3 protein-coding genes are annotated in these 24008 nt (G+C 73.7%); all 3 read right to left on the bottom strand.

What is annotated here, in order from left to right:
* Positions 1-76: 76 nt before the first annotated feature.
* Genes ACWEGE_RS17255 through ACWEGE_RS17245 form a run of 3 tightly spaced genes read right to left on the bottom strand, consistent with a single transcriptional unit; the run spans position 77 to position 23995 of the window.
* Positions 77-1243, bottom strand: a complete 1167-nt coding sequence (locus tag ACWEGE_RS17255) for an FAD-dependent monooxygenase (RefSeq protein WP_449661439.1) — start codon at positions 1241-1243, stop codon at positions 77-79.
* 37 nt (positions 1244-1280) lie between these two features.
* A complete protein-coding gene (locus tag ACWEGE_RS17250) occupies positions 1281-11579 on the bottom strand; it encodes a beta-ketoacyl synthase N-terminal-like domain-containing protein (protein ID WP_449661438.1) in 10299 nt (3432 codons plus the stop codon).
* 14 nt (positions 11580-11593) lie between these two features.
* Entirely contained in the window at positions 11594-23995 is a 12402-nt protein-coding gene (locus tag ACWEGE_RS17245) for an SDR family NAD(P)-dependent oxidoreductase (RefSeq protein WP_449661437.1), read from the bottom strand.
* Positions 23996-24008 lie beyond the last annotated feature (13 nt).

The raw sequence follows: 24008 nt of genomic DNA, 5'->3' as shown, positions 1-24008 counted from the left end.
GGCCTTTTTCCGTTTTCTAGGGGTGATCACCGGAACGGCTAGGGGGTTCCGGCGGACGCGGGTTAAGGGTGGATTTTCACGGCGCGTCGTCGTTCAGGTAGTTGCTCAGCCTCTTGATCAGCGCGGTCTGGTAGGACGTCACCGGCAGCCAGCTGCCCGCCACCCGGAGCAACCGCGGCGGCAGCGGCAGCGTCTTGCGGCCCATCGCCGACGCCACCGCGTACATCTTCCGGATCCGGGGAAGCCGCGCTCGTTCGTAGGTCCGCACCAGGTCCGCCGGCCGGCCCTGGTGCGTCAGCGCCCGGCCCAGCACCCACGCGTCCTCGAGGGCCTGGGCCAGCCCCATGCCCAGCCGCGGGGGAACCGCGTGCACCGCGTCGCCGACCAGCGTGACGGGTCCCCGGCCCCAGGCCGGGCGGACGTGGTGCAGCACGTGCGGGAACACGCCGACGTCGTCGTCGGTGATCGAGGCGAGCAGCTGGGGCATGACCGATGCCGTCCAGCCGCCGAACCGTTCCCGGAGGTTGGCCACCGGAGAACCGGGGTGGCTGCCCGGCGGCACCCGGTCCCCGTCCGACCACGGCAGTTCGAACGCCCAGTAGACCTTGTTGCCGCCGACCGGGTGGACGATGCAGATGCCCTCCTCGTCGTACAGCGAGTGGATGCGGTGCCCGTTGGAAAACGCGTCGGGCAGCTCGGTGACGCCGTGCCAGGTGGCGTCCCCGGTGTAGCCGGCCGGGTCCTCGCCGAACAGGTGCGTGCGGACCACCGACCGGTGCCCGTCGGCGCCGATCAGGAGGTCGGCGTAGGTGTGGCTGCCGTCCTCGAACCGCGCGACGACCCCGGGCCCGCCACCGGGCCGGTCCTCGATCGCGGTGCACCGGCTGGCGAACCGCACGCTGCCGGCCGGCAGCAGTTCGGCCATCCGGCGCAGCACGTCACCGCGTTCGCTGACGACGATGGGCGAGCCGTAGCGGTCCGCGATCCTGCTCAGCCGCATGCTCATCAGCGGCGTGCCGTCCTTGGTCAGCAGGTCGAGGGCGTCCATCCGGCTGCCCAGCCCGGCCAGGCTGACGCCGAGGTCGGCGAGCAGCCGGGTGGCGTTGGGAAACAGGATGACGCCGTTTCCGCCGAGGCGCAGCGTCTCCCCCTGCTCGAAGAGCTCGACTTCGTGGCCGGCCTTCGCCAGCGTGATGGCGGAGGCGACGCCGCCGAATCCGGCACCGATGATCGCGACTTTCATTGCGGCCGTTCCTTGTCACATCGAAGGGTGAACAACGTCATGGCAAACTCCGGATCCATTCCTCGACCTTGTGGGCGGTGAGCTCCGCGTAGTCCTCCAGCATCGTGAAGTGGTTGCCGCGGATGTCCATGCTGTCGTGCGGTTGCGGCCAGTAGCATTTCCAGCCCTCGTCCCCGGGCGGGAACAATGCGCGCACTTCCTCCGCGAACGGGTCGGCGGCCTTGATGTGCATGGTGGGCACGTCGACCGGGGCCGGCTGCCAGCCGATGAAGATCCGGCTGTAGCAGCCCATCGCGACGAGCTTGTCGTCGCCGAGCAGGTCGAAGGCGCTCTCCCGGTCGAGCATCGCCTTGATCACCACGTCGCCGACGCGGGGGTCGTCCATCTGGTCCGGTGCCGGGCTGTCCACCAGCAGCAGCGCCCGCGGCGGACGGCCGCGGGCGGCCAGTTCGATGGCGACGTCGTGGGCGACCCAGCCGCCCGCCGACCGCCCGGACAGCACGCACGGCCGGTCACCCACGTACTTTTCGACGGCGTCGACCTGGAGCCGGATCAGGGCGGGGAGGTCGGCCGGGAGCCGTTCCCCGTCGAGGAACCCGGGTTCCGGCAGGATCAGCATGTCCCGGACGCCGCGGAAGTGGGCCGCGAAGCGCGCGAACTCGTGCGGCCCGGCCACCGGGCTGAACGACGGGAAGCAGACCAGGATCGGTTCGCCGGCACCGCGCGCGAGCCAGATCGGCTGCGGCGCGCTCTCGGCGGGCAGCGTCTCGAACGACGGGGCCACGAGCGAGGCGATGTGCAGCAGCTTCAGGCCCTCCTTGATTTCGCCGCGCCGGCAGACCTCCAGGTACAGCCGCCCGATCGGGCCGCCTTCCGCGTCGTCGGCCGGGGCCGCCTCGCCGGTCTCGACCTGGCGGGCCGGGTCGAGCCGGTCGGCGAGGTAGCCGGCGAGCTCGGCCGGTGCCGGGTGGTCGAACAGCAGGGACGCGCCCAGGGACAGGCCGGTCGCCGCGGCGATGCGGTTGCGCAGTTCGACCGCGGTCAGCGAGTCCATGCCGATCTCCAGGAACGGCTGGTGGTCCTCGACGGACTCGGCGTCGGTGTGCCGCAGGACCGCTGCCGCGTACCGGCGGATCAGCGCGAGCAGTGCCGCTCGACGCTCGTCCGGAGCCAGCGCGGCGAGGACGACGCCTTCCGCGTCGTCGGCGTGGCTCACGACCGGCCGCTCGACCGGGGCCCGCGTCAACCGCTTGAGCAGTGGCGGGGTCACCCCCGCCGCCGCCTGCACGCGCAGGGCGGCCCGGTCGAACCGGGCGCACATCACGGCGGCCGTCGTCGCGCGGGCCGCGGCCGCGAGCAACGCCACGCCTTCGTCGGAGGCGAGCGGGATCGTCCGGAACGGCGCCGACGCGACGTCGTCGGGGCGGCTCGGCCACGCCACGGCGGTCGCGGGCAGGCCCAGTGCGCGCCGCTGCTGGGCCAGCGCGTCGAGTGCCGCGTGGCCGGCCGCGCGGTCGGCGTCGAACGGCTCGCCGAACAGGCCGACCGCCGCGTAGACCAGCGTGAACGTGGTCAGGCCGGCGTCGCGGGTGAGTTCGTGCAGCCGGATCGCCTCGGCCGGCGAGGGGTCGACGGCCAGGACCCCGGTCAGCTCGGCCGGGTCTTCCGACGTGGTCGTGTCGAAGTGCCGGGAGAGCACCTCCAGCGCGGCCGGCTCGGCGCCGACGACGAGCACCTTCCCCGGGCGGTCCGCGGCCGCGGCGGGCGCCGGGACCGACGGTTCCAGGCGCGGGGCCCGGAAGTCACCCGCGCGGATCGCGAGCTGCGGCTCGTCCGCCCGCAACGCGCGCGGCAGGAGCAGCAGGGACGCGTCCCGCTCGTCGATGTCGATCGCGACCAGCCGGTCCGGCCACCGGGCCTGCGCCCACCGGGCCACCCCCCACAACGCGGCGCGCCCGAGGTCGTGGACGTTCTCGTCCGGCGCCGCGGGGACGGCGCCGCAGGTCAGCAGGACGAGCCGGGTCTTGGCGAACCGGCGGTCCGTGGCGCACGCCGCGATCGAGGACCGCCACGCGACGACGTCGTCCTCACTGCTCTCGGACGTGTACATGAACACGACGACGTCCGGCACGGCGTCCTGGGCCGTCTCGATGAGCGCCGCCGAGTCCGCGTACGTGTCGGCCTCGGTGCCCACGGTCTTCAACGCGTGGGCGATGCCCATGGTGTCCAGGCCGATCAGCGCCCAGCGGCCACGGGCCGCCCCCACCTCGGGGACCGGCACGTACTCCCAGTTCACCGCGAGCAGGCCGGCGTGCGCGGGGGTGCGGGCCGCCAGGACCTGGCTCCTGGTGACCGGCCGGAACGCGACCGACGCCGCGGTGAGCACCGGGGTGCCGCCCGGCTCCTCGGCCACCACGGACCGCGAACCGCCCGGCCCGGGAGCCGTCCGGACGCGCAGTCTGGTCGCGCCGGTGGCGTGCAGCCGCAGGTCCGAGACGGAGAAGACCAGGCTCGCGCCGGGCCGTCCGGCGCGCAGGACCGCGTCCAGCAGGACCGGGTGGATGCCGAAGGTGCCTGCGGCGTCGTGGAGTTCCCCGGGCAGCTCGACCTCGACCGGCTGGTCGTGGTCCTGGGCCTGCCGGTCGGCCGGTGCGTCGCCCTCCGCGAGGTGGCCACCGGCGTGCCACGTCCACTCCGACAGCTCGTCGTCGGGCCGCGCGTGGATGTCGAACGCCCGCCGGCCGTCCCGGTGCGGGCCGGTCACCCGGACCTGGACGAGCAGACCACCGAGCTCGGGCACCGGCAGGGGCTGGTGCACGGTCAGCTCGCCGATGCGGTCGCAGCCGAGGTGGTCCGCCGCGCAGACGGCGAGCTCGGTCAGCACCCCGGCCGAGATCACCGGGACGTCCTCGACGACGAACCCGGCCAGCCACGGGAACGTCCGCGGCGACAACCGGCCCGAGAACAACACGTCGCCGTCGCCGGGCAACGCCGTCATCGCACTGAGCAGCGGGTGGCCGGTCGCCGTCATGCCGAGGTCGGCGGCGTCGCCGGCCGCCTCGGGCGCGTCGAGCCAGTAGCGCTGGTGCTGGAAGGCGTAGGTCGGCAGCTCCACCGTTCGGCCGGCACCGAACACCGCGCGCCAGTCCGGTACCAGACCGGCCACGAACAGCTCACCCAGCGACGTCAGCAACCGGTCCAGGCCGCCGTCGTCCCGCCGCAACGACCCGGCGACCGTCGCCGAGGCACCCGCGTCCTCGATGGTGTCCTGGATGGCCGGGGCCAGCACCGGGTGCGCACTGACCTCGACAAATCCGTCCACTTCGGACAGAACGCCACGCACAGCCCCTTCGAAGCGGACCGGCTCCCGCAGGTTCCGGTACCAGTAACCGGCGTCGAGTTCCGGACCCGTCACCCATTCACTGTCCACGGTGGACCACATCGGCACCGACGGCTCCGCCGGCCGGATCCCCGCCAGCACCTCGCCCAGCTCGTCGCGGAGGCTTTCCACGTGCGCGGAATGCGAGGCGTAGTCGACCGCGATCCGGCGCGCCCGGATGCCGTCCCGCTCGCACCGCGCCACCACCTCGTCCAGCCCCGCCACGTCACCGGAGACGACCGTCGAGCCCGGCCCGTTCAAGGCCGCGATCTCCACCCCGTCCACCAGCAGGGCCCGCGTGCCGGCGACGCCCAGCGGGATCGACACCATGCCGCCGCGGCCGGCCAGCACCTGCGCGATCAACCGGCTGCGCAGCACGACAACCCGGCACGCGTCCTCGAGACCCAGCACACCGGCCACGCAGGCAGCGGCGATCTCGCCTTGCGAATGCCCCACCACCGCGGCGGGTTCGACACCCCACGAGCGCCAGACCCCGGCCAGACCCACCATCACCACGAACGACAGCGGTTGCACCACGTCCGGACCCGGACCGAATTCTTCGCCACCCCGCAGGACGTCCGCCACGGACCACCCCAGCAACCCGGCCATCACCTCGTCACACCGGGAAACCCACTCCGCGAAAACCGGGTTCTCGGCCAGCAGCCGGGAACCCATCCCGGCCCACTGCGAGCCCTGTCCCGGGAACACGAACGCCACCCGCGACAACGAAGACCCACCACCCGAGACCACGCCCGGCGACGGCTCACCCGCAGCCACCGCGCCGAGCCCCGCCAGCAGCTCCGCGCGGCTGCCACCGACCACGACGGCCCGATGCCCCAGCACCGCGCGGCAGGTCGCCAACGACCACGCCACATCGGCCACACCGACGTCGGCCCGATCGTCCACAAAGGAGCACAGCCGTTCGGCCTGCGCGCGCACCCCGTCCGCAGTCCGCGCCGACAACACCCAGGGAACGACCCGGTCGTCCGCACCCGACGGGCCGCTCCCGCCGCCGTCGCCCTGCTCGAGGATCACGTGGGCGTTCGTCCCGCTCATCCCGAAGGACGACACCGCCGCCCGCCGCGGGCGATCCACCGACGGCCACGACCGGGCGCCGGTCAGCAGCTCGACCGCGCCGGCGGACCAGTCCACCTCGGGTGTCGGGCGGTCCACGTGCAAGGTCCTGGGCAGCACCCCGTGCCGCATCGCCATGACCATCTTCACCACGCCCGCCACCCCGGCGGCGGCCGCGCTGTGCCCGAAGTTCGACTTCACCGACCCCAGCCACAGCGGCTCCGCACGCTCCTGCCCGTAGGTGGCCAGCAACGCCTGCGCCTCGATCGGGTCGCCCAACCGGGTCCCGGTGCCGTGCGCCTCCACCACGTCGACGTCCGCGGTGGACAGCCGGGCGTTCGCCAGCGCGGCCCGGATCACCCGCTGCTGGGACAGGCCGTTCGGCGCGGTCAGCCCGTTCGACGCGCCGTCCTGGTTCACCGCGGAACCGCGGACCACGGCGAGCACCCGGTGGCCGTGGCGCCGCGCGTCCGACAACCGCTCGACCAGGAGGACGCCCGCACCCTCGGCCCAGCCCGTCCCGTCCGCGGCGGCCGCGAACGCCTTGCAGCGGCCGTCCGCCGCCAGGCCGCGCTGCCGGCTGAACTCCACGAACACGCCGGGGGTGGCCATGATCGTGACGCCGCCGGCCAGCGCCAGGTCGCATTCGCCCTGGCGCAGCGACTGGCACGCCAGGTGCAACGCCACCAGCGACGACGAACACGCCGTGTCCACCGTCACCGCCGGGCCTTCCAGCCCCAGCACGTAGGCGATCCGGCCGGACAGCACGCTGCTCGCGTTGCCGCTCCCCAGGTAGCCCTCGACTTCCTCGGGCACGGAGTGGATCCGGGCCGCGTAGTCGCTGGACGCCAGCCCGGCGAAGACCCCGGTCCGGCTGCCGCGCACCGAGAGCGGGTCGAGGCCGGCGTGCTCGAGCGCCTCCCAGCACACCTCCAGCAGCTGCCGCTGCTGCGGGTCCATGGCCAGCGCCTCCCGCGGCGAGATCCCGAAGAAGCCGGCGTCGAAGTCCGCCGCGTCGTAGAGGAACCCGCCCGTGCGGACGTAGGTCTTGCCCATGCTGTCCGGATCGGGGTCGTACAGCCCCTCGACGTCCCAGCCGCGATCCCGGGGGAAGTCCCCGACCGCGTCGACGCCGTCCGCCACCAGCCGCCACAGGTCTTCGGGGGACGCCACGCCACCCGGGTACCGGCACCCCATGCCCACGATCGCGATCGGCTCGTCGGTCTGCGTGCGCACCGGCTCGGTGGCGGGCACGCTGGTGGGGCCGCCCCGCAGCAGGGCCGCAAGGTACCGCGCCACGGCGAGGGGGTTGGGGTGGTCGAAGACCAGGGTCGCCGGCAGCGGGAGGTCCAGCGCGTCCTGCAGGCGGCCACGCAGCTCGACGCCGGTCATCGACGTGAACCCGAGCTCCTTGAACGCCTGCCGGTCGTCGATCGTCGCCGGTGAGGCGTGTCCCAGCACGATGGCGGCGTGCTTGCGCACGAGGTTCGCGAGCGCCTCCTCGGTCAGGCCGTCACGCGCCGAGGGGGCCGGATCGGCGCGCCGGCGCCGGTCGCGGACCAGGCCGCGCAACAACGCCGGGACGTCCGTCCCGCGCAGGACAGCCGGGGTGAACCGGGCGGACACCACGGCAGGCAGGTCGGTGGTGAGACCGGCGTCCAGGAGCGCGAGCACGTCCGACGGCGCGGCTTCCGGGTCCGCCGCGAGGCAGACCGCGGGCGAACCCGCCGATCGCCAGGACTCCACGGTGCTCAGCGCGGAACCGGTCAGGACGTCGTCGACGGACGCGAACGTGACGAACGCCGCCAGCCCCCCGTGCTTCGTCCGCTCGTGCAGGACACGCGCGTCCGCCGGGCGGTCGGGGTCCGTGTGCACGACGAGCCCGGGCGGGCGCTCGCTGTCGAACGTCACGGCCAGGTCGGCGAAGGCGCACTGGTCGACCGCCATGCCGTACTCGCCCAGCAGGTGCCGCGCGACCAGGCGCACCCGGTCGGGCCGCCGGCCGGTCACCAGCGCGGTCGTCCGTTCCGGTGCCTTCGTCCGCACGGGATCCACCGGCACCAGCCGGGGCGCCAGCACTTCACCCCCACGCAGGGCGAGCCGCGGCTCGGCACGGGACGACACGGCCCGCGTGATCGTCACCGGGTCGGCGTGCTCGTCCAGTTCGACGAGCACCGCCGGGCCGTGCCGCGGGTTCCCGGCGCGGACCGCGACGACACCCTCGACGCCGGCCAGGTCCCCGCGCAGTTCGACGGCCAGCCCGGCCGCGGTCAGCTGGGCGGCCACCGCGGGGTCGTCGGTCGCCACGACGGCCGGCTCGCGATCCGGCACCGGGAGTTCGACCGGGGTCCACGCGATCCGGTACAGCGTGGCGTCCCCGCGCACCAGGTCCGGCGGTACGGGCCGGGTCCGGACGACCTGCGCCAGGGCCACCCATTGACCGTCCACTGTAGACATCGCGACGGCGTGGCCGCCGTCCCCGGCGGGGGTGACCCGCATCCGGACGAGCTCGCCCGCCGCGCCGGACAGCTCGACGCCCCGCCACTGGGCCGCCAGTCCCGGCTCGCCGGCCGCCGCCAGCGTCACCGCTGCCTGGAGCAGCACCGGGTGGATCCGGAACCGGTCGGCGCCGGTCAGCTCGTCCGGCAGCCGCGCCTCCGCCACCAGCTCGGCACCGTCTCGCCAGACTCCGCGCAGGCACTCGTGGGCGGGGCCGTGGTCGATGCCCGCCTCGGCGAACCGCTGCAGGATTTCGGCGGCGTCGACGGGCTCGGCGCCGGGCGGCGGCCAGGCGCCAGGGGCGCCGCCGGTCTCGTGGCGGGCCGGCCCGACCGCACCGGTGGCGTGTGACGTCCACGCGTCGTCGTCGCGGCGCGCGTACACGGCGACCGCGCGGTGGCCGTTCGCGTCCGCTTCGCCGACGTGCACCTGGACCTCGACGTCACCATGGCCGGGGAGGAACAACGGTTCGCCGAGCACGAGCTCCTCGACGCGGCTGCACCGCAGCTCGGCCCCGGCCCGGGCGGCCAGCTCGACGAACGCCGCCCCGGGCAGGACGGCCCGGTCGCCCAGCGCGTGGTCGGCGAGCCAGGGGTGGGCGCGCGTGGACACGCGGCCGGTGAAGAGCAGCCCGTCGCGGTCGGCGAGCGCGACGGTGGCGCCGAGCAGCGGGTGGTCCGCCGCGGTGAGGCCGGCCACCGTCAGGTCACCGGCCTTCGGCACCGGATCGACCCAGAAGCGGCGGTGCTGGAACGCGTACGTGGGGAGGTCGGCGTGCCCGGCGCCGTCGAGCACCAGCTGCCAGTCGACCCCGGCCCCGGACACGTGCAGCCGGGCCAGCGCCACGGCCAGTGACTCGGTTTCCGCGTGGTCCGCGCGCGTCGCCGGGACGAACGAGGCACCCCCGGTGACGCACTCCTCCCCCATCGGGGACAACACCGCGTCGGAGCCGACTTCCAGGAAGGTGCGGACGCCGTCCGCGTACATCCGCGCGATCCCGTCCGCGAACCGCACGCCCTGCCGGGCGTGGGCCACCCAGTAGTCGGCCGAGCCCAGCTGTTCGGCGGTGAGCAGCTCACCCGTCACGCTCGACACGACGGGCAGCCGCGGCGTCCCTCCCGTGACATTTTCGGCGACCCGCCGGAACTCGGCCAGCATCCGGTCCATCCGGGGCGAGTGGAACGCGTGGCTGACGCGCAGCCGGCGCGTTCTGCGCCCGGCCGTGGCGAAGTGGGCCGCGATCTCGGCGACGGCGTCCTCGTCGCCCGAGATCACCGTCGAGCCCGGGCTGTTCACCGCGGCGATGTCCACCCGGTCCGCGTAGCCGGCGAGCAGGGGCCGCACCTCGCTTTCGCCGGCCTGGACGGCCGTCATCGCCCCGCCGGCCGGCAGGGCCTGCATCAACCGGCCGCGGGCGAGGACGAGCCTCGTCGCGTCCGGGAGGGACAGGGCACCGGCGACGTGGGCGGCGGCCAGTTCGCCGACGGAGTGGCCGAGCAGGAGGTCCGGGTGCACGCCCCACGACTCCAGCAGCCGGAACAACGCGACCTCGAACGCGAACAGGGCGGGCTGGGTGTAGCCGGTCCGGGCGAGCAGTTCGGCGTCCGAGCCGAACATCACCGCGCGCAACGGCCGGTCCAGCGCGCCCTCGGCGTGCGCGCACACGGCGTCCAGCGCGGCGGCGAACGCCGGGAACGCCTGGTAGAGCTCGCGTCCCATCCCGGGCCGCTGGGCGCCCTGGCCGGAGAAGAGGAACCCCACCCGGCCGCCGGCCACGCCGCGGAAGACGGTTCCGGCGGGCTCACCGGACGCCAGCGCGGCCAGGCCGGCGAGCAGCTCGTCGCGGTCGCCCGCGACGACCGCCGCGCGGTGCGGGAACGCCGAACGTCCGGTCGCCAGCGTGCGGGCCACGTCGCCGGCCCGCGCCTCGGGCGTGGCACGCAGGTGCGCCAGCAGCCGGGCCGCCTGGGCCGTCAGCCCGTCCTGGCTCTTCGCCGAAAGCAGCCAGGGCGCCACGGCCGGGGAGCCCGTGCCGGCGGACGGCGCCGCCGGGGCCTGCTCGAGGATCACGTGCGCGTTCGTGCCGCTGATGCCGAAGGAGGAGACCGCGGCTCGCAGGGGGTGGGCGAGCCGCGGCCAGGTCATCGTGCCGGTCAGCAGCCGCACCGCGCCGGTGGACCAGTCCACCTCGGGTGTCGGGCTGTCCACGTGCAACGTCTTCGGCAGGACACCGTGCCGCATCGCCAGCACCATCTTGATGACGCCGGCCACTCCGGCGGCGGCCTGGGTGTGCCCGATGTTCGACTTCACCGATCCCAGCCACAGTGGACGGTCGCGGCCCTGTCCGTACGTGGCCAGGAGTGCTTGCGCCTCGATCGGATCGCCCAGCCGGGTGCCCGTGCCGTGGGCCTCGACCGCGTCCACGTCCTGCGGGGCCAGGCGGGCGTCGGCCAGCGCCTGCCGGATGACCCGCTGCTGCGCCGGACCGTTCGGGGCCGTCAGGCCGTTCGACGCGCCGTCCTGGTTGGTCGCCGAGCCCCGCACCACCGCCAGCACCTGGTGGCCGTGGCGTTCGGCGTCGGACAGGCGCTCCAGCAGGAGCACCCCGACGCCTTCGGCGAAGCCGGTGCCGTCGGCGGACGCGGCGAACGCCTTGCACCGGCCGTCCCCGGCCAGCCCGCCCTGCCTGCCGAACTCGGCGAAGACATGGGGCAGGCACAGCACGGTCACCCCGGCGGCGAGCGCCAGGTCGCACTCCCCGCGCCGGAGCGACTGGGCCGCCAGGTGCAGCGCCACCAGCGAAGACGAACACGCGGTGTCCACCGTCACCGCCGGGCCTTCCAAGCCGAACGTGTACGCGACCCGCCCGGACACCACGCTCGCCGCGTTCCCGGTCACGAAGTAGCCGTCGTCGTCCTGCGCGGCCGCCGCCACCAGGGAGGCGTAGTCCTGGCCGCTGGTCCCGACGAACACGCCGGTGGCCGTGCCCGCCAAGGAGGCGGGCACGATCGCGGCCCGTTCCAGGGTCTCCCAGCAGACTTCGAGCAGCAGCCGTTGCTGCGGGTCCATCACCCGGGCCTCGCGCGGCGAAACCTCGAAGAAGTCCGCGTCGAAGCCGGCGGCGCCGTCCAGGAAGCCACCCACGAAACCGGGGCCGCTCCAGCCGCGGTCGGCGGGGACCGGCCCGATGGCGTCGATCCCGTCGGCGACCAGCTTCCACAGGTCCTCCGGCGTGCCGACCCCACCGGGGTACCGGCAGCCCATCGAGACGATCGCGATCGGCTCGGCCGCCCGCTCTTCGGCCTCGCGGAGCCGGCGGTTCGCCTGCTGGGCGTCGGCGATGGCCCGCTTGAGGTAGTCGCGGAGTTTGTCCTCGTTCGACACGGTAACCAGCTCCCTCACGCCTGGCCGAATGAGTTGTCGACGAGCTGGAACAGCTCGTCGTCCGTGGCCGCGTCCAGGTCGTCCGGTGCGGCACCGGGACGCAGGCGGCCGAGCACGGTCTGGAGGCGGGCGGCCACCGACCTGCGGGTGTCCTCGCCGGCGGCGGCGACCGCGGCCTCCAGGTCGGCGAGCATCAGCTCCACCGTGACCGCGCTGTCGGCCACCAGCTGCGAGCGCAGGTGTTCGGCCAGCACCAGCGGGTTCGGGTAGTCGAAGGCCAGCGAGGCCGGCAGCCGCAACCCGGCCGCCGCCTGGAGCCGGTTGCGCAGTTCGACGGCCGTGAGCGAGTCGAACCCGAGCTGCTTGAACGCCCGGTCTTCGGGAACGCCGTCCACCGAGTGGTGGCCCAGCACCGCGGCGACGTTCGTGCGGACCAGGTCCACCAGCAGCCGGCCCTGCTCCTCGCCCGGCAGCCCGGCGAGCCGGTCCGCCAGCGTGCGTCCGCTGCCGGACGGCGCGCCGGAGTGCGCCGTCCGGCGGGTGCGGGCCCGGACGAGCCCGCGGAGCACCGCCGGCACCTCCGGCTGCGTGGCGAGCGCGGCGGTGTCGAGCCGCATCGGGAGGACCACGGGCTCGCCGGCCCACGCGGCCCGGTCGAACAGCGCCAGCCCGTCCGGGACCGACAGCGGCAGCACGCCGGCCCGGGCCATCCGGTCGAGGTCGGCGTCCCCGAGGTGGCCGGTCATCGCACTGCGGTCGGCCCAGAAGCCCCACGCCAGCGAGACCGCCGGGAGCCCTTGTGCGCACCGGCGCCGGGCCAGTGCGTCGACGAACGCGTTGGCGGCGGCGTAGTTGGCTTGCCCGTTGCCGCCGAAGGTGCCGGCCGCGGACGAGAACAGCACGAACGCCGCGAGGTCCAGGTCCGCCGTCAGCTCGTGCAGGTGCACCGAGCCGTCCACCTTGGGCCTGAGGACGTGCTCGAGGCGGTCGGTGTCCAACGCCGAGACCACGCCGTCGGCCAGCACGCCCGCCGTGTGCACCACGGCGGTCAGCGGACGTTCGAGGCCCGCCAGCAGCCGGGCCACCGCGTCCCGGTCGCCGACGTCACAGGGGACGACGTCCACCGTGGCACCCAGCCCGGCGAGCTCGGCCACCAGTTCCGGCGCGTCGCCGTGCCTGCTGGCCAGCACCAGGTGCCGGGCTCCGCACCCGGTCACCAGGTGGCGGGCGAACACCCGGCCCAGCACGCCGGTCCCGCCCGTCACCAGCACCGTCCCGGCCGGGTCGATCGGGCGCGGCACGGTCAGCACGATCTTGCCCACGTGCCGCGCCTGGCTCATGAACCGGAACGCCTCCCGCGCCCGGCGCACGTCCCAGGTCGTGACCGGCAACGGCCGCAGGGCTCCGGCCTCCAGCAGTTTCACGATTTCGGTGAGCATGTCGTGGATCCGCTCCGGGCCCGCCTGCGCGAGCTCGAACGCGGTGAACGTCACGCCGGGGTAGGCGGCCTCGACCTCGACGGCGGACCGGGGGTCGGTCTTGCCCATCTCGACGAACCGGCCGCCCGCGCCGAGCAGGCCGAGCGACGCGTCGACGAGGGGCCCGGCCAGCGAGTTCAGCACCACGTCCACCCCGGCCGCGGCGAACCGGTCGGCGAACTCGGCGGTCCGCGAGGACGCGATGTCGGTCTCCGCGATCCCGAGGTCCCTGAGCACGTGCCACTTGGCCGGGCCGGCGGTCGCCAGCACCCGGGCACCCCAGTACCGCGCGAGCTGGATCGCCGCCATCCCCACGCCGCCGGCACCGGCGTGCACCAGGACGGTGTCGCCGGCGGTCAGCCTGCCGAGCTCGCGAAGCCCGTACCAAGCGGTCAGGAACGCGATGGGCACCGATGCCGCCTGGACGAACGACCACCCGGCGGGCATCGGCACGAGCAACCGGGCGTCCGCCACCGCCACCGGACCGAAGGCGCCCGGTACCAGGCCCAGCACCCGGTCGCCCACGGCGAGACCGGTGACGCCCGGCCCGACTTCCAGGACCACCCCGGCGCCTTCGCTGCCGATCCGGGCGTCGTCGCCGGGGTAGAGCCCGAGCGCGATGAGCGGGTCGCGGAAGTTCAGCCCGGCCGCGCGGACGCCGATGCGGACCTGGCCGGCCGCGAGGGCGGCACCGGCGTCTTCGGGGCACGGCGCCGGCGCGAGGTGCTCCAGCGTTCCCCGCTGCGTCACGTCCAGCCGCCACGGCCCGGCGGGGATCTCCAGCAGGTCGGCCGAGACACCGCGAGCCAGCCTCGGCACGTGCACGACGCCCGCGCGCACGGCCGACTGCGGTTCCCGCACCGCGCGGGGCAGCGCCTGCCAGGACAGCGCTTCGCCGTCGACGTCCACGATCGTGAACTGACCGGGGTTTTCCGCCTGCGCCGACCGGATCAGTCCCCACAGCGCGGCCTGGGCCGGGTCGGGGTCCGGCGTCAGCACCGCCTGGTTCGTGACGACGACGAGCTGGGCGGCCGAGAACCGCTCGTCGGCGAGCCAGGTCCGCACGGCCGACAGCAGCCGGCCGGTCACCTCGTGGGTGGCCTCGACCAGGCCGGCCGAGCCGGGGAGGCACCGGAACACGACGTGGGTCAGGTTCGCGCCGGCGTCGATGGCCTCGGCGACGGCCGTCAGGCCGGCACAGGAGAGCGCGGCCAGGTCCGGGAGTTCCCCGCCCACGACGGCCCAGGTGGCCGAAGCCGCTTCGGTGGCCGGTGCCTCGACCCAGTCGAGGCGGTAGAGGGATCCGTCGTGCACGGCCTCCGGCCGGGGCGCCGGGCGGAACACCAGTGACCGTGCGGAAAGGACCGGGGCGCCGGTCCGATCGGCGGCCACGACCGACACGCCCCCGGTCCCGTCCGGGGCGAGCCGGACGCGCAGGACGACGGCGCCCGACGCGAAGAGCTCCAGGTCGCGCCAGGAGAACGGCAGCAGGGTCTGCCCCGCCTCGCCGGGCAGCAGGTCGGCGACGCCGAGCCCGTGCAGCGCCGCGTCGAGCAGCGCGGGGTGGATCCCGAACCCGGCGGCGGTGGTGCCCTCGGGCAGGGCGACCTCGGCGAACACCTCGTCGTCACGTCGCCAGGCCGCCCGCAGCCCCTGGAACGCCGGGCCGTACTCGAGGCCGTCGGTGGCCAGTCTCTCGTAGAGCCCGGTCACCGCCACCTCGACGGCACCGGCCGGCGGCCACTCGGCCAGCTCGGCGCTCTCGACCTCGCCGGACGGCGACAGCACACCGGTGGCGTGCAGCGTCCACCCGCCGTCGGCCCGTCGGGAGTGGACGGTCGCGTTCCGGGCGCCGTCCGGCTCGGGGCCGTCGACGACCACCTGGACCTGCGACGGCACCACCAGCGGAGCGTGGATGGTCAGTTCGCCGACGTGACCGCAGCCGACCTCGTCCCCGGCCCGCAGCAGCAGCTCGGCGAACGCGGTGCCCGGGAGCAGCACCTGACCGGACACGACGTGCTCGGCCAGCCACGGCTGCGACTGCGGGGACAGCCGGCCCGTCAGCACCACGCCGTCGTCACCCGGCAACGCGGTCACGGCGCCCAGCAGCGCGTGCCCGGCCGGCATCAGGCCTACCGACTCGACGTCGCCGGCGCCGGTCTTGGGCGTGGGCCAGTAGCGCTGGTGCTGGAACGCGTACGTCGGCAGTTCCACCGGGCGGCCGCCACCGAACACCCCTGGCCAGTCCGGCACGAGCCCCGCGACGAACAGCTCCCCCAGCGACATCAGCAGCCGGTCCAGGCCGCCGTCGTCCCGCCGCAGTGAGCCCACGACCGCCGCCGAACCACCCGCGTCCTCGACAGTGTCCTGGACAGCCGGGGTCAACACCGGATGGGCACTGATCTCGAGAAAACCGTCCACTTCGGACAGAAGACCACGCACGGCACCCTCGAAGTGGACCGTCTGCCGCAGGTTTCGGTACCAATAATCGGCACCAAGCTCAGGACCGCTCACCCAACGACTGTCCACGGTGGACCACATCGGTACCGACGGATCCACCGGGCGAATCTCCGCCAGCACCTCCGCCAACTCGTCACGAAGACTCTCCACATGCGCGGAATGCGAAGCATAATCAACAGCGATCCGACGCGCACGGATCCCCTCACGCTCACACCGCGCCACCACCTCGTCCAACCCCGCCACATCACCCGAGACGACCGTCGACGCGGGCCCGTTCAACGCCGCGACCGACACACCGTCCACCAGCAACGGCCGAGTTTCGGCCACGTTCAACGGAATGGAGACCATGCCGCCTCGGCCGGCCAAGTCCTGCGCGATCAACCGGCTGCGCAGCACGACAACCCGGCAGGCATCCTCAAGGCTCAACGCACCGGCGACACAAGCAGCAGCAATCTCACCTTGCGAATGCCCCACCACCGCAGCAGGCTCCACACCCCACGAACGCCACACCGCAGCCAAACCGACCATCACCACAAACGACAGCGGCTGAACCACATCCGGACCCGAGCCAAACTCCTCACCCGACCGCAGGACTTCCGCCACCGACCAACCCAGCAACCCGGCCATGACCCCGTCACACCGGAAAACCCACTCCGCAAAAACCGGACTCTCGCCCAGCAACCGGGAACCCATCCCGATCCACTGCGACCCCTGCCCCGGGAACACAAACGCCACACGCCGCAAATCGGCGCTCTCACCCACCGCGACGCCGGGCCCCGGGACACCGGCCGCCACCGCGCTCAACCCGGCCAGCAGCTCCGCACGGTCCCGGCCCGCAACCACGGCCCGATGCCCCATCACCGCACGAGCAGTCAACGACCACGCCACATCGGCCACACCGACCTCAGCCCGACCATCCACAAAGGAACGCAACCGATCCGCCTGCGCCCGCAACCCGTCCGCGCTCCGCGCCGACAACACCCACATCGAGGCCACCGGATCCACGGCCGGAGGCTCGCCCGGGTCGGCGGTCTCGGGAGGCTGCTCCAGGATCACGTGCGCGTTCGTCCCGCCGACACCGAAAGCCGAGATTCCCGCGCGGCGAGGCCGTTCCTCCCCGGGCCACGGCTTCGCGTCCGTGAGCAGCTCCACCGCACCGGCGGACCAGTCGACGTCCGGCGTCGGGCGGTCCACGTGCAACGTCTTCGGCAGCACGCCGTGCCGCATCGCCAGCACCATCTTGACCACCCCGGCGACCCCGGCGGCGGCCGCGCTGTGCCCGATGTTCGACTTCACCGACCCCAGCCACAGCGGCGTCTCGCGGCCTTGCCCGTAGGTGGCCAGCAACGCCTGCGCCTCGATCGGATCACCCAGCCGCGTACCCGTGCCGTGCGCCTCGACCACGTCGACGTCGGTGACCGCCAGCCCGGCCGAGGCCAGTGCCTCGCGGATCACCCGCTGCTGGGACCGGCCGTTCGGGGCGGTCAACCCGTTCGACGCGCCGTCGGAGTTCACCGCCGAACCCCGCACCACGGCCAGCACCGGGTGCCCGTTCCGGACCGCGTCGGACAGCCGCTCGACCAGGAGCAGGCCCACGCCCTCGCTCCACCCGGTGCCGTCCGCCGCCGCGGCGAACGCCTTGCACCGGCCGTCCGCCGCGAGCCCGCGCTGCCGGCTGAACTCGATGAAGCCGGCCGTGGTGGGGAGCACCGACACCCCGCCGGCCAGCGCAAGGTCGCTCTCTCCTCGGCGCAGCGACTGGCACGCCAGGTGCAACGCCACCAGCGACGACGAACACGCCGTGTCCACCGTCACCGCCGGCCCCTCCAGACCCAGCACGTACGCGATCCGGCCGGACGCGACGCTCGTCGCCACCCCGGTCATCGAGTAGCCTTCGACGTTTTCGGCGGACTGCTGGACGACCACGTTCCAGTCCTGGTTGCCGGCGCCCGCGAACACGCCGGTCAGGGTGCCTCTGAGGGAGGACGGGTCGATGCCCGCGCGCTCGATCGTCTCCCACGCGACCTCCAGCAGCAGCCGCTGCTGCGGGTCCATCACCAGCGCCTCGCGCGGGGAGATCCCGAAGAACGCGGCGTCGAAGTCCGCCGCACCGCGCAGGAAACCGCCGGACCGCGTGTAGCTCGTGCCCACGTTGCCGGGGTCGGGGTCGTACAGGCCGTCGAGGTCCCAGCCGCGGTCGGCGGGGAACGAGCCGATCGCGTCGCCGCCCCCGGCGACCAGCCGCCACAGGTCGTCCGGGGAGTTCACGTCGCCCGGGTACCGGCAGCCCATCGCGACGATGGCGATCGGGTCGTCCGCGCCGACGGCCGCGCGCACGACGGCCGGAGCGGCCGGCGGGGCACCGGCGAGTTCCGCGGCGAGGTGGCGGGCGAGCGCTTCCGCGCTGGGGTACTCGAACACGAGGGTCGCCGGCAGCCGGAGGCCGGTGGCCGCCTGGAGCCGGTTGCGCAGTTCGACCGACGTGAGCGAGTCGAAGCCCAGCTCCTTGAACGCCCGGTCGGGCGACACCAGCTCGGGTGATCCGTGGCCGAGCACGGTCGCCGCGTGGGTGCGGACGAGGTCGACGAGGACACGGGCGCGTTCGCCGGCCGCCATCGCCGTGAGCCGTTCGGCGAGCGTGGCCCTGTCCGGTTCGCCCGCGCGGGCCGCGATCCGCCGGTTCGGCACCGAGACCAGGCCGCGGAGGATCGGCGGCAACAGCCCCTTTTCGGCCTGTGCCCGCAGCACGGCGAGGTCGAGGTGGGCGGGCACCACCAGTGGCTCGTCCAGTTCGGATGCCGCATCGAGGAGCACGACGTCCTCGGCGTACAGCGGTTTCATGCCCGCTCGGGTCATCCGGTCGAGGTCGGTGTCGCCGAGGTGCCGGGTCATCGCGCTGCGGTCGGCCCAGAAACCCCACGCCAGGGACACGGCGGGCAGCCCCTGGGTCCGCCGGTGGTGCGCCAGCGCGTCCAGGAACGTGTTGGCGGCGGCGTAGTTGCCCTGGCCGGGACCGCCGACCACCCCCGACGACGACGAGAACAGCACGAACGCCGCGAGGTCCAGGTCCTTCGTCAGTTCGTGGAGGTGCACCGCACCGTCCACCTTGGGCTTGAGGACGGCGTCCAGCCGGCCGGTGGTCATCGTCGAGACCAGCCCGTCGTCGAGCACGCCGGCCGCGTGCAGGACCGCGGTCAGCGGGTGCTCGGCCGGGACCCCCGCCAGGACGCGGGCCAGCGACTCCCGGTCGGCCACGTCGCACGACGCGATCTCCACGTGCGCGCCGAGTGCCACCAGCTCGTCCCGCAGTTCGGCCGCGCCCGGGGCCGCGATCCCCTGCCTGCCGGTCAGCACCAGGTGCCGGACACCCTGTTCGGCGACGAGGTGGCGGGCGAACAACCGGCCGAGGACCCCCGTTCCGCCGGTCACCAGCACCGTCCCGGCCGGGTCGATCGACCGGGGCACCGTCAGCACGACCTTGCCGACGTGCCGCGCCTGGCTCAGGTACCGGAACGCCTCCGCGCCCCGCCGGACGTCCCACGAGGTGATCGGCAGCGGCCGCAGCACCCCGGCCTCGAACAGGGCGAGCAGTTCGCGGAACATCTCCTGGATCCGGTCCGGGCCCGCTTCGAGCAGGTCGAACGCGCGGTAGCGGACGCCGGGGTGGCTCGCCGCCACGGCTTCGGGGTCCCGCTTGTCGGTCTTGCCCATCTCCAGGAACCGGCCGCCCTGCGGCAGCAACCGCAGCGAGCCGTCCACGTACTCGCCGGCCAGCGAGTTCAGCACGACGTCCACCCCGTGCCCGGCGGTGGTCCGGAGGAACTCCTCGACGAACCCGAGCGACCGCGACGACGACACGTGCTCGACACCCAGCTCGCGCACGGCGGCCCACTTGGGCTTGCTCGCCGTGGCCAGCACGTCCGCACCCAGGTGCCGGGCCAGCTGCACCGCGGCCATGCCCACGCCACCGGCGGCGGCGTGCACCAGCACGGACTCGCCGGCCTTCAGCTCCGCCAAGTCCACGAGGCCGTAGAAGGCCGTCAGGAACACCACCGGGACCGACGCCGCCGTCACGAACGAGAACCCCGCCGGGATGTGCGTCATCAGCCGGTGGTCGGCCACCGCCACCGGACCGAACCCGCCCAGCAGCAACCCCATCACGCGGTCGCCGACGGCGAAGCCCGGCACGTCGGGGCCCACCTCCAGCACCACCCCGGCGGCTTCCCCGCCGGGGGTGTTCTGGTCGACGAGGCCGAGCGCGAGGACGACGTCCCGGAAGTTCACCCCGGCGGCCCGCACCGCGACGCGGATCTGCCCGGGGCCCAGTGGCGCCCACACCTCCGGGCACGGCACCGGCGCGAGGTTCTCCAGGGTCCCCTTCGACGCCACGTCGAGGCGCCAGCCGGGCGCGTCCGGTACGGCCGGCACGGTGCCGCCCTGCGCCAGCCGGGGCGCCAGCACCGCTCCTTCGCGCACCGCCACCTGGGGTTCACCGGAGCGGATCGCGCGCGGCAGGCCCGCGAGGTCGTCCACGTCCACCAGGACGAACCGGCCCGGGTTCTCCGACTGCGCGGATCTCGTCAGGCCCCACAGCGGGGCGTGGACGAGGTCGACCGTGCGGTCCGCGGTGCTCGTCCCCACCGCGCGCCTGGTGAGGATCACCAGCCGGGCGTCCTGGTACCGGTCGTCCGCCAGCCACGTCCGGATCAGTGCGAGCAGCCGGTGCATGGCGGCCCTCACCGCCTCGGGCAGGTCGTCGTGCCCGGCGGTCAGGAAGGGCACCACCACGACGTCGGGGACGGTGTCCAACTCGGACAGCTCGGCGCACCCGCCGGTCTCGAGCGCCGCCCGGTCCGGTCCGACCACGGCCCACGTAGCCGGTTCGTCCACTGTGGACTGCACGGGGGCCCAGCCGACGCGGTACAGCGAGCCGTGACCGGCCTTGCTCCGGCCGACCGGCCGGGACACCAGTGACCCTGCCGAGAACACCGGTGCGCCGGCCGGGTCCGCGATGTCCACCGACACGGCGTCGTCGTCCAGCACGCACAGGCGCACCCGGACCCGCGAGGCACCCGACGCGAACAGCCGCACGTCCCGCCACGCGAAGGGCAGCCGGGTGCCGCCCCGGTCGGCGCCGACGTGCAGGCACGCGTCCAGCAGCGCCGGGTGGATCCCGAAGCCGGTGGACGGCACGTCTTCGGGAAGGCCGACTTCGGCGAACACCTCGTCGTTCCGCCGCCAGGCCGCCCGCACGCCCCGGAAGGCGGGGCCGTACTCCAGGCCGCTCCCGGCCAGCTGGTCGTACAGTGCGCTCACGTCGACCGGAGCCGCGTCCGCGGGCGGCCACTCGGTCAGGCCGGCCCCGCCGTCCGGGGCACCGGGGGACACCACGCCGGTCGCGTGGCGCGTCCACCCGTCGTCGTCCCGTCGCGCGTGGACGGTCACGTCCCGCCGGCCGTCCGGGCCGGCGGCGTCCACCGCGACCTGCACGTCGACGTCGTCGTCGCCGGTGAGGACGAGCGGTTCGTGGATGACCAGCTCGTCGACGCACGCGCACCCGGCCTCGTCGGCCGCCCGGGCCAGCATCTCCACGAACGCGGTACCGGGCAGCAGCACGGCACCGGACACCGAGTGGTCGGCGAGCCAGGGGTGGGACCGCAGCGAAAGCGTGCCCGTCAGCAGCACCCCACCGGTTCCCGGGAGCGTGGCCACCGCGCCGACCAGGGGGTGGCCGGTGTCCCCCAAGCCCAGTCCCGCCTTGGGCGTCGGCCAGTAACGCCGGTGCTGGAACGCGTAGGTCGGCAGGTCGATCCGCTGCGCACCGCCGAACACCGCACGCCAGCCGGGCACGAGACCGGCCACGAACAGCTCACCCAGCGACTTCAGCAGCCGGTCCAGGCCGCCGTCGTCCCGTCGCAGCGAACCGACGACGGTCGCGGTGCGGCCACCGTCCTCGATGGTGTCCTGGACGGCCGGGGTCACCACCGGGTGCGCGCTCACCTCGAGGAAGCCGTCGAAACCCTCGTCCGACAGGCCGCGAACAGCTTCCTCGAAGTGGACCGTCTGCCGCAAATTCCGGTACCAATAATCGGCACCAAGCTCAGGCCCGGCCACCCAACGACTGTCCACCGTGGACCACATCGGCACCGACGGCTCCACCGGCCGAATCCCCGCCAGCACCTCCGCCAACTCGTCACGAAGACTCTCCACATGCGCGGAATGCGAAGCGTAATCAACAGCGATCCGACGCGCACGGATCCCCTCACGCTCACACCGCGCCACCACCTCGTCCAACCCCGCCACATCACCCGAGACGACCGTCGACGCAGGCCCGTTCAACGCCGCGACCGACACACCGTCCACCAGCAAGCGCTCGGTATCCCCCACGTTCAGCGGGATCGACACCATGCCGCCACGCCCGGCCAAAACCTGCGCGATCAACCGGCTGCGCAACACCACCACCCGGCAGGCATCCTCAAGACTCAACGCACCGGCCACACACGCAGCAGCGATCTCACCTTGCGAATGCCCCACCACCGCAGCAGGCTCCACACCCCACGACCGCCACACCGCAGCAAGACCAACCATCACCACAAACGACAGCGGCTGCACCACATCCGGACCCGAGCCAAACTCCTCATCGGACCGCAGGACTTCCGCCACCGACCAACCCAAGAGCCCGGCCATGATCTCGTCACACCGGGAAACCCACTCCGCAAAAACCGGGCTCTCGGCCACCAACCGAGACCCCATCCCGATCCACTGCGACCCCTGCCCCGGGAACACGAACGCCACCCGGGACAGCGAAGAACCGCCACTCGACGACAGCTCGCCCGCGGCCACGGCACCCAACCCGGCCAGCAGCTCCGCGCGACCGCCACCCACCACGAAAGCTCGGTGACCCATCACGGCGCGACCGGCAGCCAGCGAAAACCCGACGTCCGCCAAATCGACATCAGGCCGGCCCTCCACAAAGGAACGCAGCCGTTCGGCCTGCGCGCGCAAACCGTCCGCACTCCGCGCGGACAACACCCACAGCGTCGCGGCCGGAACCACCGCCGAAGGCTCGGCCCGATCGGCGGCTTCGGCAGGCTGTTCCAGGATCACGTGCGCGTTCGTCCCGCTCACCCCGAACGACGACACCGCCGCCCGCCGAGGCCGATCCACCGAAGGCCACTCCCGTGCCTCCGTCAGCAACTCCACCGCACCAGCAGACCAATCCACCTCAGGCGTCGGAGCGTCCACGTGCAACGTCTTCGGCAGCAACCCGTGCCGCATGGCGAGCACCATCTTGATGATCCCGGCCATACCCGCGGCCGCCTGGGTGTGCCCGATGTTCGACTTCACCGATCCCAGCCACAGCGGTGTCTCACGACCCTGCCCGTAGGTGGCCAGCAACGCCTGCGCCTCGATCGGATCACCCAGCCGCGTACCCGTGCCGTGCGCCTCGACCACATCGACATCCACAGTGGACAAACGCGCGTTCGCCAACGCGGCCCGTATCACCCGCTGCTGCGACGGACCGTTCGGTGCGGTCAGGCCGCTGCTGGCGCCGTCCTGGTTCACCGCCGAGCCACGCACCACCGCCAGCACGGGATGCCCGTTGCGGACCGCGTCGGCCAACCGCTCCACCAGGAGCACGCCGGCGCCTTCCCCCCAGCCGGTCCCGTCCGCCCCGGCCGCGAACGGCTTGCAGCGGCCGTCCGCCGCCAGGCCACGCTGCCGGCTGAACTCCACGAACGCGCCGGGCGCGCTCATCACCCCGACGCCACCGACCAGCGCGAGGTCGCTTTCCTCCTGCCGCAACGAATGACACGCCAGGTGCAGCGCCACCAACGACGACGAACACGCGGTGTCCACCGTCACCGCCGGGCCTTCCAAGCCCAGCACGTACGCGATCCGGCCGGACGCGACGCTCGCCGCGGTGCCGGTCACCAGATAGCCTTCCGAATCCTGGGCGGCGTTGGCGAGCATCGTCGTGTAGTCCTGGCCGTGCGTGCCGACGAACACCCCGGACCGGGTGCCGCGCAGGGTGTCGGCGTTGATGCCGGCCCGCTCGATCGCCTCCCACGACAGCTCCAGCAGCAGCCGCTGCTGCGGGTCCATCACCAGCGCCTCGCGCGGGGAGATCCCGAAGAAACCGGCGTCGAAGTCGCCGGCGTCGCGGAGGAAGCCGCCTTCCCGGACGTAGGAACTCCCGGGCCGGTCCGGGTCGGGCCCGAAGAGTTCCGCCAGGTTCCAGCCACGGTCGGCCGGGAACTCGCCGAGCGCGTCCGTGCCGTCGGCCACCAGCCGCCAGAAGTCCTCCGGCGAGCGGACGCCGCCGGGGAAGCGGCAGCTCATGCCCACGATGGCGATGGGCTGGGCGGCCGCGTCGGTGAGGCGCCGGTTCTGCCTGCGGAGCCGTTCGACCTCCTTCAACGAGTCGCGCAACGCCCCGACGATCTCCGGCAACGAGTTGTCCGATGCTTTGTCCACGATGTCGCTCTCG

It is taken from the genome of Amycolatopsis sp. NPDC004747, assembly GCF_053601335.1.
The sequence above is the reverse complement of the archived record's forward strand: the minus strand, read 5'-3'. Positions and strand labels throughout refer to the sequence as shown.